This window comes from Pantoea sp. X-Soil-TKNS-1207 (assembly GCF_059730485.1).
The window spans coordinates 2,476,920-2,491,863 of record NZ_AP035958.1; the positions used below are offsets into that span (position 1 = coordinate 2,476,920).

Here is a 14,944-nt window from a genome sequence, read left to right on the forward strand (position 1 = left end):
TTATGTTCCGTGTAATCGATACCGAAACCTGCGGGTTGCAGGGTGGCGTGGTTGAAGTGGCGTCCGTGGACGTGGTTGACGGACAGATCGTCAATCCGATGAGCGATTTGATCTGCCCGGATCGACCGATAAGTCATCAGGCGATGGCGGTACACCGCATCACTGAAGCGATGGTGGTGGGTAAACCCACCATTGAACAGGCGATTGGGCGCTATCACGGCAGCGCGCATTATGTGGCGCATAACGCCAGTTTTGATCGCCGTATGTTGCCGACAATGCCGGGTGAATGGATTTGCACCATGACGCTGGCGCGCCAGCTGTGGCCGGGTCAGAAGTATGGCAACCAGGCGCTGCGTCACAGCCTGAAGCTGGATGTGACGCCCCCAGCCGATTTGCATGCCCACCGCGCTTTATACGATTGCTACGTCACCGCGGCGCTACTCATCCGTATTATGGAAAAATCGGGCTGGGATGCGGCGCAAATGGTCAGCCGCTGCCAGCCTGCACCGGTGGCGGAGGATGTGTTTCCGTTCGGCAAATATCGCGGCCAGAGTATTGGCAGCATCGCCCGCAAAGATCCCGGTTACCTGCGCTGGGTGCTGGAAAACGTGCGCGATCTGCGCCCGCCATTGCGGCAGGCGCTGCGTAAGTACGTGAAAGAGACTCAGTAGTCGCTGTGGTCTGGCAACGTTCCCTGCGCCAGGCCGATCAGGAAGGTAAACTCCAGCGCCACCCCTTCATACGATTTGAAACGGCCAGATTTGCCGCCATGGCCGGAATCCATATCGGTGCACAGCAGCAGCAGCGTGTCGTTGGTTTTCAGTTCGCGCAGTTTCGCCACCCACTTGGCCGGTTCCCAATACTGCACCTGCGAATCGTGCAGGCCAGTAGTGACCAGCATATGGGGATAGGCTTTCGGTTCCACGTTGTCATAAGGGCTGTACTGGCGGATGGTGTGATAGTACTCCGCCTGCTCGGGATTGCCCCACTCATCGTATTCGCCGGTCGTCAGCGGGATCGACGGATCGAGCATGGTGGTGACCACATCCACAAACGGCACCTGCGCCACTACGCCGTGATAGAGCTGCGGCGCCATATTGATCACCGCCCCCATCAATAATCCCCCGGCGCTGCCTCCCATGGCATAAAGCTGCTGCGGATCGCCCAGCCCTTTTGCCACCAGCGCTTCGGTCACGTCGATAAAGTCGGTAAAGCTGTTGAGTTTGTTATGCAGGCGGCCATCGTCATACCACTGCTGCCCCAGCTCACCGCCGCCGCGCACATGGACGATGGCATAGACAAAGCCACGCTCCAGCAGGCTGATGCGGCTGGTGCCGAAGCTGGCGTCCATGCTGCTGCCATACGCGCCATAGCCGTAGACCAGCAGCGGATTGCCGCCCGGCCTGAAGTGCTGGCGATGATACACCAGCGAAACCGGCACTTCGGTGCCATCACGCGCGGTGATCCAGTGATGTTCGCTTTTGTAATCTTCCGGGTTGAAGCCCGGCACCGGCGTCTGTTTCAGTACCCGCCGTTCACCGCTCTCCATATTCAGTTCAAACAGAGTGGTCGGCGTGGTCAGCGAGGAGTAGCCGTAGCGCAGCATATCGCTGTCCGGCGAGGGATTGTAAGCCAGCCACGTCACATAGGTGGGATCGTCAAAGGCGATACCGGTGCTTGCGCCGGTTTCCCAGTGGATTTGCCGCAGGCTGGACATCCCGCGTGAGCGCTCCTCCACCACCAGCCAGTGTCGGAACAGCTGGAAATCCTCCATCACCACCTGATCGCGCGGGGCAATCAGCGTCTCCCAGCGATGCTCCGCCAGCCAGGCGCTACGATATAAGCCGAAGTTTTTCCCTTCGCGGTTGGAACGGATATAGAACTGATGATTGTAGTGATCAATGGTGTATTCATGGTCACGCCGACGCGGACAAAAGACCTGCGGCTGGGCATCCGGATATTCCGCGTCAATCAGCTGAATCTCGCTGGTGGTGGTGCTGAACAGAGCAATCAGGATGAAGTGTTCTGAGGTGGTTTTGTGCACGCTAAGATGGAAGGTATCATCCTGCTCCTCATACACCAGTTGATCGTCAGATTGCGGATGGCCCAGCTCATGCCGCCATACCTGGTACGCCAGCAGGGTTTGCGGATGTTTACGCACGTAATAGACGGTGCGCGAATCATTCGCCCACGCCAGGCTCGACGAGGCATTGCTCAGCACTTCGGGATACCAGCTGCCGCTCACCAGGTTGCGGAAGCGAATGCCGTACTGGCGACGGGAGAGAAAATCTTCCGCCAGCGCCATCACCTGATTATCGGGGCTGATAGCCAGCGCGCCCATGGTGTAGAAATCGCTGTGTGACGCGCGCTGGTTGCCATCCAGCAGCAATTGCCACTCGTCATCGGCGCCCGCATCCTGCGACTGACGGTAGTAAGCCGCGTATTCATTGCCGCGCTCATAACGGCTTTGGTAGCGATAACCATTTTTCACGTAGGGCACCGAATGATCCTGTTGCGGGATGCGGTCGATGATCTCTTTCAGCACCCGCTCCTGCAACGGTCCCTGTGATGCCATCATCGCTTTGCCGTAGTCATTTTCGGCGTGCAGATAGTCGAGCACCTCGGGATTTTCCCGCTCGTCATCACGAAGCCAGAAGTAATTATCAGTGCGCGTTTCCCCATGCAGGGTCATTTGATGCGGGATTTTTTTTGCCTGAGGCTGATTCATGGTTCTTTTCCCTGAAGAGACAACATCCTGCAAGCGTGGCACTTATCAGGCGGGAAGCCAAGTTATCAGCGGCAAGGAAAATGTAAACGAAGGCCACTGACGTGGCCTCCGGCAGGATTAATTCGCGGGTAAAGCCGCTTTCTCCGTCTCGATATCTTTCTGCATCGCGTCGCGCACGTCCTGAGGAATTTTTAATGCATCACCCAGTGCCGAGAGGTAGCTACGTTCCATAAAGTGGTCGGGATCGATGGTGGCACAGCTGAGAAAGTACAGCTCCAGCGCTTCCTCTTCATTCTTCACATCCGCCGCCAGCCAGTGGGGATCGAGCGGACGGTTCATCGCCTGCTGGATCAGCGCTTCAGCCTGCGCGCCATAACCCGCCTGATGGATATTCTGCTCGATGGCGGCGCGCTCGCGATCGTCAATATGGCCGTCGCTTTTCGCCGCGAACACCAGCGCGGTGACCAGCCGTTCCGCGCGTTGATCAACCGGCGTCTGCACCACGCCGTACGCGGCGTCATCCTGATGAGTCTCACGCACGCGCTGTTTGTATTTATTCCACAGCACCGCGCCGGCAGCCGCACCGCCGCCGATAATCAGCGCCTTGCCGCCATATTTGGTCAGCAGCTTACGTGATGATTTGCTGGCGATCAGCAAACCCGCCAGCCCCCCTAACGCGCCGGGTGCCAGCATGTCGCTTAGCCCGCCCGCTTTACCCTCGCTTCCCTGCTTTTTCAGCATCGATTGAATTTGCTGCAACCAGTTATTCATCGTTTAACTCCTGTTGAGGTTTCCGCTCCATATGCTGCCGCAGCGGGTGTCAGGAAACGTCAGAGCGGGAAAAGTAAGGCAAACCTCGTCAGGGCGAAAGGATGAGAACGCAAACGTTTTCGTATATACTGCGCGCGCGTTTTGACTGCTAAGGTGAAATTATGACGACTCTCGGAACCGCGCTGCGTCCTGCCGCAACGCGTGTCATGCTGTTAGGTTCAGGCGAGCTGGGTAAAGAAGTAGCACTGGAGTGCCAGCGTCTTGGTGTGGAAGTGATTGCGGTTGACCGCTACGCCGATGCGCCCGCGATGCATGTTGCCCATCGCAGCTATGTGATCAACATGCTGGATGGCGATGCGCTGGCAGCGCTGATTGCTCAGGAAAACCCCGATTTCGTGGTGCCGGAAATTGAAGCCATCGCCACCGAAAAACTGCTGGAGCTGGAGCAACAGGGGCAAAAAGTGGTGCCGACCGCGCGTGCGGCCCGCCTGACCATGAACCGTGAAGGGATCCGTCGTCTGGCGGCGGAAGAACTGGCGCTGCCGACCTCCAGCTACCGCTTTGCCGACAGCAAAGAAAACTTTGTTGCCGCCGCGGATACCATTGGTTTTCCGTGCATCGTGAAGCCGGTAATGAGCTCATCCGGTAAAGGTCAGAGCTTTATTCGTGACGCCAGCCAGCTGGACAAAGCCTGGGACTACGCGCAACAGGGCGGCCGTGCCGGTGCCGGTCGCGTGATCGTCGAAGGCGTCGTGAAGTTTGATTTCGAAATCACGCTGCTGACCATCAGCGCCGTGGACGGCATTCATTTCTGCGCGCCAATCGGTCATCGTCAGGAAGACGGCGATTACCGTGAATCCTGGCAGCCGCAGCAGATGAGCGACGTGGCGCTGCAACGCGCTCAGGATATCGCGGAAAAAGTGGTAGCTGCGCTTGGGGGTTACGGCCTGTTTGGCGTGGAGCTGTTCGTGTGTGGCGATGAGGTGATCTTCAGCGAAGTCTCGCCGCGTCCGCACGATACCGGGATGGTGACGCTGATTTCTCAGGATCTGTCCGAGTTTGCCCTGCACGTCCGTGCGTTCCTCGGTCTGCCGGTGGGTGGGATTCGTCAGTATGGCCCGGCGGCCTCGGCGGTGATTCTGCCGCAGCTGGAGAGCAACAACGTGCGCTTCGTCAATGTGGAAGCGGCGCTGGGTGCCGGTCTGCAACTGCGTCTGTTTGGTAAGCCGGAAATCGCCGGTCAGCGTCGTCTCGGCGTGGCTCTCGCCACCGGTGACAACACTGATGACGCCATTGCCCGCGCCATTGCCAGCGCGGCGGCGGTGCAGGTCGAAGGCTAATGCCTGATGCGGTGAGCGCCCTGCTCACCGCACACCTGTTTACTGCGCCCCGGCTACCGCTTCACGCGCCAGGCGGGTAATACGATCCCAGTCACCCGCTTCCAGCGCATCGTTTGGCACCAGCCATGACCCGCCAATACAGAGCACGCTTTTCAGCGCCAGATAATCACGGTAGTTAGCCGGTGAAATACCGCCGGTCGGGCAGAAACGCACCTGCGGGAAAGGTCCGCCAATCGCCTGCAAGGCTTTCACGCCACCGTTAGCTTCCGCCGGGAAGAATTTGAATTCACGCAGGCCGTAATCCATACCGGTCATTAATTCAGACACGGTGCTGATGCCAGGGATTAACGGCACCGGCCCTTCTACCGCCGCCTTCAGCAGTGGCTCGGTGATGCCGGGGCTGATAACAAACTGCGCGCCCGCATCGGTCACTTCTTTCAGCTGCTGAGGATTGATGACCGTGCCCGCACCGACAATCGCCTCGGGGACTTCTTTAATCATCGCGCGCAGCGCATCCATCGCCACCGACGTACGCAGGGTGACTTCCAGCACGCGCACACCGCCCGCCACCAGCGCTTTGGCCATGGGCACTGCGTGTTCAAGTTTGTTCACCACAATGACCGGCACAACCGGTCCGGTGGTCAGGATCTGTTCTGCACTTGTTTTCCAGTTTTTCATCACGTTTCCTAAGGGTTTTCAGTCAGGCAAGTTATGGCCTGCGGGATGTTCCTGAGCAGTACCATACAAGATCGGCGTGACTCGCGTCTATCAGCGACGTGGGATTTTTGAAACTGCGGTTCAATTTATACGGCAGAAAGTGGGCTACAACGTCACGATATCGCCGGAAGCCACATCCAGCGTCACCGCGCTGCCCTCCTGACAGGCCTGGGTGCGCTGCCCGGCAGGATCGGGATAGACGGCAATGCCACGCGCGGCAGCAAGCAGCGCCGCATGAGACTGGGAGCCAATGGCGGTGAAAAAGATTCCTTTAATCCATGCGCTGTCTAATGCCATGACCTCGGACGGCAACAGATAATTCGCGATAATCAGCGTGGGCGTCGGCTCCTGCGGCAGGCTAAATAACGGATGGCCGAGCAGCAGCCGCAATACCCGCAGACCAATGTCATAAACATCGATATATCTTTCACGCAAGCAGGCATCCTCAATGGCGCGGTACTCATCCGCCATCTGTTCAATCACCTGTAGCCACAGCTGTTCAACCGGCGCGTTCTGTTGTTCCAGCTGCTGGCAGCTGGCGTCGTACAGTTCGCTGTCGTCCAGCATCATCTGATGGGCGGAGAATATCGCCGCCTCCTTCTCCGACAGCTGCTGTGCCGTCACGCCAATCAGTTCATCCAGTTCACCCTTTGCGCGGGCGATCGCATCGCTGAGCCGGGCGATGGCCACGGACTTCTCTTCCGTAGCGCGCGTCGTCAGCAGCGGCAGGCGGCGTTCCAGACGACGCACCGTCACCGCAATCCCAGCCTGCGGTTTTACCACCGCAGCCTGCGCCGCAACGTTCTCCGTCGGCCGGTCGCCGAATTGCGTTGCCGCCAGCGCGGCAAACGCGTCAATCGCCTCCTGCGCCTGTGGTCCCTGGGCTTTCAGGGTAATCACGTCGCCAAACCTGATCGCCAGCAGCGCCACATTGTTCATGCTTTTTGCATTGATTGCCCGGTCGCCATTCACCAGTTGCACATCAGCATCGAACTGGCTCAGGCCCCGGGCAATCGCCGCCGCCGGACGCGCATGGATACCGGTCGGATTGGTTATCGTCCAGGAAAAATGGTGGGCTTCGGTTTCCGTGTCGCCTGCGGTTACCACGGACGGCACAGGCGTCAGCACGTCGCTCTGGCCCAGTTGGGCGTATTTCGCCGCCAGCGCCTGATGCGCTTCCGCTATAACCTCGTCGATACCCTGACCCGCGGCAGCGGCCACGGCGGCGGCGACCGTTCCCTCCACCAGCGGCGCGGCGCACACCTGAACCCGACTCGCCACCTCCTCGCCCAGCAACTCGATCGCCATATCGGTACTCAGGATGGCACTTCCCATATCAACCATCACCAGCACATCGTCGTCCAGCACGTCGCCGATGGCCGCCATCACCGCCACCGGGTCAGTCCCTATCGGATTCTCCGGGTCGTCAATGCCCGCCGCCAGCGCGAACTGCACTTTTCCCTGTGTCATTTGCGACGCCAGCTCAATGACGCCTTCCGCCAGTTTCCTGCTATGAGAAACCACCACGATATTGACCATATTTCAAAACCTTATCGACGGCAGCGATCAACCACCTTGTTTAATTCAACAGCCTGATTACCGCTTAACCGATAACCTCACACAGCGTTTTAAACAGCAGATAGCTGGAGGTGGCGCCGGGATCGAGGTGCCCGATAGAACGCTCCCCGAGATAACTGGCGCGGCCTTTCGCGGCCCGCATCGGAATGGTGCTTTTCATCGCCGCTTCAGCCGCTGGCAATGCCGCAGCCAGCGCGGTCGGCATCGGCGCGTCCTGATGGTTTTTCAGCGATTCAACGATGGCTGACAGCGTATCCACCATGGTTTTGTCGCCGGGGTGCGCCATGCCGCGCGAGATAATGCGCTCGGTGCCTTCGCGATACAGGTTGTAGAGATCTGTCACCGTTAACTCTTCTTTCGCCATCACGCATTCGGCGGCTTTGATAAAGAAGGTGCCATACAGCGGTCCGCTGGCACCGCCGATACTCGACAGCAGCACCATCCCGATATTTTTCAGAATGGTGCCAATGTCCTTATCCTCCAGCGTTGGCAGCTTTTCTTTCACCTTTTTGAAGCCACGGTTCATGTTTAAGCCGTGGTCGGCGTCGCCAATTTCGCGGTCCAGATTTGTCAGAAATTCCTGTTGTTGCTCGAACAGCGTTGCCGACGCATCCAGCCAGTCAATTACCTGTTTTTTCGTCACAACCATTGTTATCCCTCCGTGCCAGAAAGTTACATTTTCCAGCGTAATGCTGGCGTGCTGACGGGAAAGTCCCACAGCCTCAGCATCTCGTCATCGACTTTTAACAGCGTTATCGAGACTCCCTGCATGTCGATAGAACTACAAAACGTTCCCACCAGATTACGGGCGACATGGATATGGCGATCGGTGAGCAGCTCTGCCGCCTTGCGGTAAACCGCGTAAAGCTCAGACAGCGGCGTGCCGCCCAACCCGTTGACCAGCAGAATTACGCTGTCATGTTCATTGAGCGGCTCGGTGGTCTGGCTCTGTTCCACCCACTCGCTCTGGCCCGCATCCCATTGACGCAGCACGCGGGTATAGGGGGTATTGTCGAGGACTTCGTTCACCATTTCCGTGACCAGGGTGTCGCAGTCACTGTACTTCTCGCGGCGGATGCCCGGTTCACCGTGGATACCAATGCCGAACTCGATCTCATCATCCGCCAGATCAAAACTGGCCCTGCCCGCAGCCGGTACGGTACAGGCCGACAGCGCAACGCCGATTGAACGTCCACGGTTGCCGATACGCGTTGCCAGTTGCACGCACTCATCCAGGCTGTAACCCTCTTCCGCCGCTGCGCCCAGCAGTTTTTCCGCCAGTACCGTGGTGGCGACGCCACGCCGTCCTGCGGTATACAGGCTATCTTTCACCGCCACATCATCGTCAATCACCGCCACCTGGACACGGATACCCTCACCGTGCAGCAGCTCTGCCGCGGTCTCAAAATTGAGGATATCGCCGGTGTAATTTTTAATCAGCAGCAGGATGCCGTTATCGCTGTTGACCTTTTGCGCGCATTCATACATCTGATCGGGTGTTGGCGAGGTGAAGATATGTCCGGGGCAGGCGCCGTCGAGCATCCCAAAACCGACAAATCCGCCATGCATTGGCTCATGGCCCGACCCGCCGCCGGAAATCAGCGCAACTTTGGGTTTGTCCGCACGGCGGCAGACATAGAAAGGCTCGATATTTACCGTTAATTCGGGGTGAGCCAGAGCGAAACCTTCCAGCTGTTCCCTGACGACATCATCGACTTTATTAATCAGCTTTTTCATCAATCCATCCTCATGGTGGCCTCCCCTGTGCGCGCCTGAATTACGCAACCGGGGAGGCGAATGTTAATGAGCAGAAAAGAGCGGTAATAAGAATTTGTATAATAACGAGCCGACAGCACCGCCAATTAAGGGGCCAACAATCGGCACCCAGGCATAGCTCCAGTCGGAATCGCCTTTGTTTTTTATCGGCAACAACGCATGTGCCAGACGCGGTCCAAGGTCACGAGCCGGGTTGATGGCATAGCCGGTTGGGCCGCCTAACGACAGGCCGATACTCCATACCAGCACGCCGACCGCATAAGGTCCGAAGCCGGAGGCAATGCCGTTGTGCGAGTTGAAAATCCCCAATACGCCAAATACCAACATCGCAGTACCGATGATTTCAGTCACCAGGTTCCATTTATAGTCCCGGATGGCAGGACCGGTACAAAAGGTGGCGAGAATTAAGCCGGCATCGTCGGACGCATCGTAGTGGCGTTTGTAGGTGAGCCAGACCAGAATCGCCCCCAGAAACGCGCCAATCAGCTGGGCGACCATATACATCAGCGCCGTACTGGTTGAAATGCCGCCCTGAATCCAGACACCCAGGGTGACCGCCGGATTAAGATGCGCGCCGCTCACCCAGCCGGTGGCGTAAACGGCGACCGTCACCGCGAAGCCCCATCCGGCAGTAATCACAATCCATCCGCTATTTCCTCCCTTGGTTTGTTTTAACACCACGTTGGCCACCACACCGTCGCCAAGCAGAATCAACAGCATGGTGCCTACTATTTCTGATAAAAAGACGTTCATCTTTCTTTCCTTTTTTGCAGGTGATGTTGCTGGCCATCTTATGCAGAGAACAAGGTGAGAGTAGGAAGGGAGAAAAAGGCTGTAAAAAAAATATTTTTGTTCAATTCGGGAACGTTGTTTTTCCGCGGAAGGTTGCAAAATGGAACATCAATGCCGGGAAAAACCGGGTTATTTGACAGCTGTCAAACTGCGTTAAAAGATGTGAGATGCTTCACAGCGCGATCCCGAAAAGAGAAAAGAATCAATTAATACAATCAATTAACCGATGTTTTCTCCGTTGCGGCGCACAGAAAATCATTTGCCGATCGACGTCACAAATTGGGACTCCGCTTTCCAGTGCTGAACAAAAATGCCGTACATATAACGCTATGCTTAGCGTGACCGCTCAGCGCTTTCCGCAGGCAAAAACACATATCGGCTGGAACCTCGTGAGTATGAACAGCAGGAAGGCACCGCATGCGTCTCAACATGAAAGCGATATGGCGGGCGTTTATCGCCAAAGATCCGGGAGTATCTAACAACCTGACCAGCCTGGATCGACCCGACATCAAACCCTGGCTAAAAGAATCCTGGCTGCGTTCCCGCCGACAGCAGCGCCACGATCACTGGCCGCAGCAGCTTTATGCCAAAGGCATCACCTTCGACTCCCTGTGCCGCAACAAATCGGAGATGCTGAATATCTCCTCACCGATTATCGAAGATATCTTCGAATATCTTGATGCCCCGGAATGCGCCATCTTTATCACCGACGAAACGGGCTGCACCCTGAGGTTCTACGCTACCCCGGCAATGGCGATCAGACTGGCGGCGCTGGGTATCCGGGAGAGTATTTACTGGCGCGAGGCGATGATGGGCAATAATGCGATCTCCAGCGCGCTGCTGCTGCATGAAACGGTCAGTATCATCGGCTATGAACACTTCAACCGGCATCTGCATCCGTTTGCGGTTTGCGCGGCGCCGGTGTTTGACAGCGACAGCGCGGTGATGGGCGCGGTCGGCATTGTCCTGCTCACCGGTAACGAAACCGTACCCGCGCTGGGGCTGGCGCTGGTCCACTCTATCGAACAACAAATCACCGCCAGACTGAATACCGACCTGATTCTGGCCGAGTCGAATCAGCACCTCAGTGAAGTCCACGCGCTGCTGGACGGCGTGGAAGAAGGCGTACTGGCGTGGGACAACAAAGGCACCATCCTGTATCTCAATATCCGCGGCAGCGATCTGTTTGGCGTGAAAAGCGAAAAGATCCTCGGAAAAAACATTCACGATATCATCCAGTTGCCGCAAAGCATCCTCAATGCCATTGCACAGAATCGTGAAGTCGATCTGTTCGAAACCGCCATCGAGTTTGGCGGCTCCTTTATTTCACTGGCGATATCGCTGAAAATCGTTAAAGGCCCCAATAATTCGCCGGATCGCTATATCGCGCTGCTGCACCCCATCGATCGCCTGCGCGAACTGGTGCACCGCCACAGCGGCGTCCGGGCACAACTGACCTTCGACGACCTCGACTATGTCGGTAGCTCAAATAAGATTCGCCGCGTGGTTCGCCTGGCCCAGCAGGCCGCCAAAGGGCGTGGCTCGGTGCTGCTGCACGGCGAAGAAGGTCTGGGCAAATCCTACCTCGCACAGGCGATCCACAATGCCAGCGAACGGCAGGACAAACCTTTTATCACCATCAATTGCCAGGCAATACCGCGCGAAACGATGACCAGCGAGTTTCTCGGCGGCATCATCAACGGCGATAAACATGTGATCTCCAAATTTGAGCTGGCCAAAGGCGGCACGCTGCTGCTGGAGAATGTTGAATACCTGACCACAGAAGTGCAAACCGCGCTGCTGCAATTGCTGAAGACCGGGCTGCTGAACAAAGCCAACCAACTGGTGGTGCCGCTGGATGTTCGCCTGATTACCACCACCACGGTCGATATCAACCAGTACGTGGATGAAAACCGCTTCCGCCGCCATTTACTGTATGAATTGCAGTCGTTCGATATTGATATCCCGCCGTTACGCGAGCGCAGTGAAGATATTCCGGCGCTGATCAAACGTTATCTGAAGATAATGAGCCACGAAGTCGGCAAAAACGTGTCGTTGTCTGGCGATGCCCTGGCGTTACTGGCGCGTTACGGCTGGCCGGGTAATAACCGGGAGCTGCGCAACGTGCTTGAGCGCGCCTTCAGTTACAGCGACGGTACCCTGATTCGGGTGAAAGATATTCCTTCGTCCCTGATTGAACGCATCCGCGATCTCTCCACCCTCCCGCCGTCCACTGGCCTGCACAGCCTGAACGATATGGAGCGGGACGCGCTGATTCAGGCCGCCATCCAGTGCCAGGGAAAAGCGATTAAAATTATCCAGGCGCTGAAGATCAGCCGCACTTCACTGTGGCGTAAGCTGAAAGCCTTCAATATTCATCTGGAAGATTATAAGACGCGCTGAGTGGGGCAAAAAAAAGCCCGCGCGATGGCGGGCTTAGCAGGAGGTTACTCGAATTCGTTCCAGGAACGTCCGTCGCGGGTGATCATCGCTACGGAAGCAACCGGTCCCCATGTGCCGGCCTGATAAGGCTTCGGCGCATCGGCATCGGCATTCCACGCATCGATGATGGAGTCAACCCAGGTCCAGGCCGCTTCCACTTCATCACGGCGCACAAACAGCGCCTGGATGCCGCGCATGGTTTCCAGCAGCAGACGCTCATAGGCATCAGCCAGATGCGACTGGTTGAAGGTTTCCGAGTAGCTCAGGTCCAGCTTGGTGGTTTGCAGCTTATGCTTGTGATCCAGACCCGGCACTTTGTTCAGAATCTCGATATCCACGCCCTCATCCGGTTGCAGACGGATGGTCAGCTTGTTCTGCGGCAGTTCCGCGTAGGAATCTTTGAACAGGTTCATTTCCGGGTTCTTGAAGTACACCACCACTTCAGAACATTTGGTCGGCAAACGCTTACCGGTGCGCAGATAGAACGGCACGCCCGCCCAACGCCAGTTGTCGATGTCGACACGGATCGCCACGAAGGTTTCCGTCGCGCTCTGCTTGTTGGCACCCTCTTCTTCCAGGTAGCCCGGCACTTTTTTGCCCTGCACAAAACCGGCGGTGTACTGACCACGCACGGTTTTGTCGCGCACGTTGGTCTGGTCGATACGACGCAGCGAACGCAGCACTTTTACCTTCTCATCACGGATGGCGTCAGCGCTGAGATCGGACGGCGGTGACATGGCGATCATGGTGAGAATTTGCAACAGGTGGTTCTGGATCATGTCACGCATCTGACCGGCTTTGTCGAAGTAACCCCAGCGGCCTTCGATACCCACCTCTTCCGCCACGGTGATCTGCACATGGTCGATAGTGCGGTTGTCCCAGTTGTTGACGAAAATGGAGTTGGCAAAACGCAGCGCCAGCAGGTTCAACACCGTCTCTTTGCCAAGGTAGTGGTCGATACGGAACACCTGGCTCTCTTCGAAGTATTTACCCACGCTGTTGTTGATATCCTGCGATGTCTCCAGCGAAGTACCGAGCGGTTTTTCCATGACCACGCGTGCCGGCTTGGCATTCAGTTTGGCTGAACCCAGACCTTCACAGATGGCGCCAAAGGTGCTTGGCGGCATGGCGAAGTAGTTGATGGTGACGCGATTTTTCTGATCGAGCATTTTGCCCAGACGAGAGAAATGCGAGGTGTCGTTGACGTCGAGGTTACAGAAGTCGAGACGGCTGCTGAGTTTGTCCCACAGCGCTTCGTCGATCTTCTCTTTCATGAAGGTTTCCAGCGCTTCACGTACCACTTTGGTGTACGCGTCCTTGTCCCACTCCGCGCGTCCCACACCGATAATGCGCGTGGTTTCGTGAATCTGACCGGCTTTTTCCAGCTGATACAGTGAAGGCAACAGTTTCCGGCGTGCAAGATCGCCTTTGGCACCGAAAATCACCAGATCGCATGCCTGGGCTGTTTGTGTTACCGCCATTTTCCTCTCCTCGTTGCAGGATATACCCGGGGCGAGCGTCCTCATTAACCGGGTCCTTATTGTAATTTTCTTACAGCACAATGTACTTTTTTCGCCGGTGCAGAACAACCCGAACGCGGCGTGTTGCTGGTGATAACTCTAGAACGTGAATTGCGAACAACGTGTGTTGTCACGTGCGCTTTTCGCGCTTTTTCTGTTTCGGTATTTGTCGGGCTAAAACCCATCGCGCGTCAAAGTATGACAAAAAAATCACGTTTACATTTATCCGCCACTGCGTGCGACAGCAGTTTACACGGTATATTCTTCTGAACAGAGCGCCGTTTCATCCCGGAATGACATCGGCAAAAGTGATGAGTGGTCATCGGGTTATCAATATGCTGGAACAAATTCAGGCGCAACTACCGGCGCTGAGTAAATCGGAACGAAAAGTTGCGGAACAGATCCTCGCAGCCCCCCAACAGGCGATGCATTCCAGTATCGCCACGCTGGCGCGCGCTGCCGAGGTGAGCGAACCGACGGTAAACCGCTTCTGTCATCGTATGGGCACCCGGGGTTTTCCCGATTTTAAACTGCAACTGGCGCAGAGCCTGGCGAAAGGCCCAAGCTGGGTAAGCCGCGATGTGGAAGAAAATGACAGCGTAGAAAGCTACAGCCACAAAATTTTCGACTCGGCGCTGGCCGGGTTGAATCGCGTGCGTCAGCAGCTGGATATGCCGGTGATCCATCAGGCAGTACGGGCGCTGACGCGAGCCAATAAGATCGCCTTTTTTGGCCTCGGCGCGTCTGCGGTGGTGGCCCATGACGCAACCAATAAATTCCTGCGTTTTAATCTGCCGGTCATCTGGTCAGAGGATATTGTGATCCAGCGCATGAGTTGCATAAATAGTGGGCCAAATGACGTTTTTGTTCTCATATCACATACTGGTCGAACCAAAAATATGATAGAACTGGCTCGCCTGGCGCGTGTAAACGCTTCCACCGTGTTGGCTATCACCTCTCCGGGTTCACCCCTTGCTGCAGAAGCCACCCTGGCGCTGACGCTTGATGTCCCTGAAGATACTGATATCTATTTGCCGATGGTATCCCGCCTGGCACAATTGACCATGGTCGATGTCCTGGCAACGGGTTTTACCCTTGAGTGCGGCACCTCTTTTCGCGAAAATCTTAAACGGGTTAAAGAGGCGCTGAGAGATTCGCGCCTGGAGAAGCATGTGCAGGAAAAAATCAATGCACAGCAAAATAATTAACATCACATTCACAATGTGAGTCGAATCACAGCCCATCGATCATATAGAATATGTGACCACAACGTGTCCAGA

General features: G+C 56.4%; 12 protein-coding genes. 4 read left to right on the forward strand and 8 right to left on the reverse strand.

Features of this window, described 5'->3' with window-relative positions; translation table 11 throughout:
• The first annotated feature begins 2 nt into the window (after positions 1 to 2).
• A complete protein-coding gene (exoX, locus tag AC6I8V_RS11675; RefSeq protein WP_497842422.1) occupies positions 3 to 671 on the forward strand; it encodes an exodeoxyribonuclease X in 669 nt (222 codons plus the stop codon).
• Here the strand turns inward: exoX and AC6I8V_RS11680 are convergent.
• Positions 665 to 2,728, reverse strand: a complete 2,064-nt coding sequence (locus tag AC6I8V_RS11680; protein ID WP_497842423.1) for a prolyl oligopeptidase family serine peptidase — start codon at positions 2,726 to 2,728, stop codon at positions 665 to 667. The genes exoX and AC6I8V_RS11680 overlap by 7 nt on opposite strands.
• 117 nt (positions 2,729 to 2,845) lie before the next feature.
• Positions 2,846 to 3,499 (reverse strand): tellurite resistance TerB family protein, encoded by a 654-nt coding sequence (locus AC6I8V_RS11685; RefSeq protein ID WP_497842424.1) that lies wholly within the window; start codon positions 3,497 to 3,499, stop codon positions 2,846 to 2,848.
• A 161-nt stretch (positions 3,500 to 3,660) separates the two neighbouring features.
• On the opposite strand from AC6I8V_RS11685, the gene purT reads away from it, so the two are divergent.
• Complete coding sequence (gene purT, locus AC6I8V_RS11690; protein WP_497842425.1) at positions 3,661 to 4,839, forward strand: formate-dependent phosphoribosylglycinamide formyltransferase; 1,179 nt, start codon at positions 3,661 to 3,663, stop codon at positions 4,837 to 4,839.
• 39 nt (positions 4,840 to 4,878) lie between these two features.
• On the opposite strand, the gene AC6I8V_RS11695 is transcribed toward purT, so the two are convergent.
• The 5 genes from AC6I8V_RS11695 to AC6I8V_RS11715 all read right to left on the reverse strand — a co-directional run bounded on the left by AC6I8V_RS11695 (position 4,879) and on the right by AC6I8V_RS11715 (position 9,663).
• Positions 4,879 to 5,517 carry a bifunctional 4-hydroxy-2-oxoglutarate aldolase/2-dehydro-3-deoxy-phosphogluconate aldolase gene (locus tag AC6I8V_RS11695; protein WP_497842426.1) on the reverse strand — a complete coding sequence of 213 codons (639 nt, stop codon included), beginning with the start codon at positions 5,515 to 5,517 and terminating at the stop codon, positions 4,879 to 4,881.
• Between the two features lie 144 nt (positions 5,518 to 5,661).
• Complete coding sequence (dhaM, locus tag AC6I8V_RS11700) at positions 5,662 to 7,095, reverse strand: dihydroxyacetone kinase phosphoryl donor subunit DhaM (protein WP_497842427.1); 1,434 nt, start codon at positions 7,093 to 7,095, stop codon at positions 5,662 to 5,664.
• 64 nt (positions 7,096 to 7,159) lie between these two features.
• On the reverse strand, positions 7,160 to 7,783 hold the full coding sequence (gene dhaL / locus AC6I8V_RS11705; protein ID WP_497842428.1) for a dihydroxyacetone kinase subunit DhaL: 624 nt from the start codon (positions 7,781 to 7,783) through the stop codon (positions 7,160 to 7,162).
• 23 nt (positions 7,784 to 7,806) lie between these two features.
• Entirely contained in the window at positions 7,807 to 8,871 is a 1,065-nt protein-coding gene (gene dhaK / locus AC6I8V_RS11710) for a dihydroxyacetone kinase subunit DhaK (RefSeq protein WP_497842429.1), read from the reverse strand.
• A 63-nt stretch (positions 8,872 to 8,934) separates the two neighbouring features.
• Positions 8,935 to 9,663 (reverse strand): MIP/aquaporin family protein, encoded by a 729-nt coding sequence (locus AC6I8V_RS11715; RefSeq protein ID WP_497842430.1) that lies wholly within the window; start codon positions 9,661 to 9,663, stop codon positions 8,935 to 8,937.
• A gap of 456 nt (positions 9,664 to 10,119) precedes the next feature.
• On the opposite strand from AC6I8V_RS11715, the gene dhaR reads away from it, so the two are divergent.
• Entirely contained in the window at positions 10,120 to 12,105 is a 1,986-nt protein-coding gene (gene dhaR, locus AC6I8V_RS11720; RefSeq protein WP_497842431.1) for a dihydroxyacetone kinase operon transcriptional regulator DhaR, read from the forward strand.
• Positions 12,106 to 12,149: 44 nt separating this feature from the next.
• Here dhaR and zwf read toward each other — a convergent pair whose 3' ends face one another.
• Positions 12,150 to 13,625, reverse strand: coding sequence for a glucose-6-phosphate dehydrogenase (gene zwf, locus AC6I8V_RS11725; protein ID WP_497842432.1), 1,476 nt, complete (start codon positions 13,623 to 13,625; stop codon positions 12,150 to 12,152).
• A 368-nt stretch (positions 13,626 to 13,993) separates the two neighbouring features.
• Here zwf and AC6I8V_RS11730 point away from each other — a divergent pair, with 368 nt between their 5' ends.
• Positions 13,994 to 14,872, forward strand: coding sequence for a MurR/RpiR family transcriptional regulator (locus AC6I8V_RS11730; protein WP_497845824.1), 879 nt, complete (start codon positions 13,994 to 13,996; stop codon positions 14,870 to 14,872).
• Positions 14,873 to 14,944: the final 72 nt, after the last annotated feature.

Excerpts from the sequence above, each read along its gene's own strand:
- exoX (WP_497842422.1), top strand. The coding sequence starts at position 3 with ATGTTCCGTGTAATCGATACCGAAACCTGCGGGTTGCAGGGTGGCGTG.
- AC6I8V_RS11680 (WP_497842423.1), bottom strand. The coding sequence starts at position 2,728 with ATGAATCAGCCTCAGGCAAAAAAAATCCCGCATCAAATGACCCTGCAT.
- AC6I8V_RS11685 (WP_497842424.1), bottom strand. The coding sequence starts at position 3,499 with ATGAATAACTGGTTGCAGCAAATTCAATCGATGCTGAAAAAGCAGGGA.
- purT (WP_497842425.1), top strand. The coding sequence starts at position 3,661 with ATGACGACTCTCGGAACCGCGCTGCGTCCTGCCGCAACGCGTGTCATG.
- AC6I8V_RS11695 (WP_497842426.1), bottom strand. The coding sequence starts at position 5,517 with ATGAAAAACTGGAAAACAAGTGCAGAACAGATCCTGACCACCGGACCG.
- dhaM (WP_497842427.1), bottom strand. The coding sequence starts at position 7,095 with ATGGTCAATATCGTGGTGGTTTCTCATAGCAGGAAACTGGCGGAAGGC.
- dhaL (WP_497842428.1), bottom strand. The coding sequence starts at position 7,783 with ATGGTTGTGACGAAAAAACAGGTAATTGACTGGCTGGATGCGTCGGCA.
- dhaK (WP_497842429.1), bottom strand. The coding sequence starts at position 8,871 with ATGAAAAAGCTGATTAATAAAGTCGATGATGTCGTCAGGGAACAGCTG.
- AC6I8V_RS11715 (WP_497842430.1), bottom strand. The coding sequence starts at position 9,663 with ATGAACGTCTTTTTATCAGAAATAGTAGGCACCATGCTGTTGATTCTG.
- dhaR (WP_497842431.1), top strand. The coding sequence starts at position 10,120 with ATGCGTCTCAACATGAAAGCGATATGGCGGGCGTTTATCGCCAAAGAT.
- zwf (WP_497842432.1), bottom strand. The coding sequence starts at position 13,625 with ATGGCGGTAACACAAACAGCCCAGGCATGCGATCTGGTGATTTTCGGT.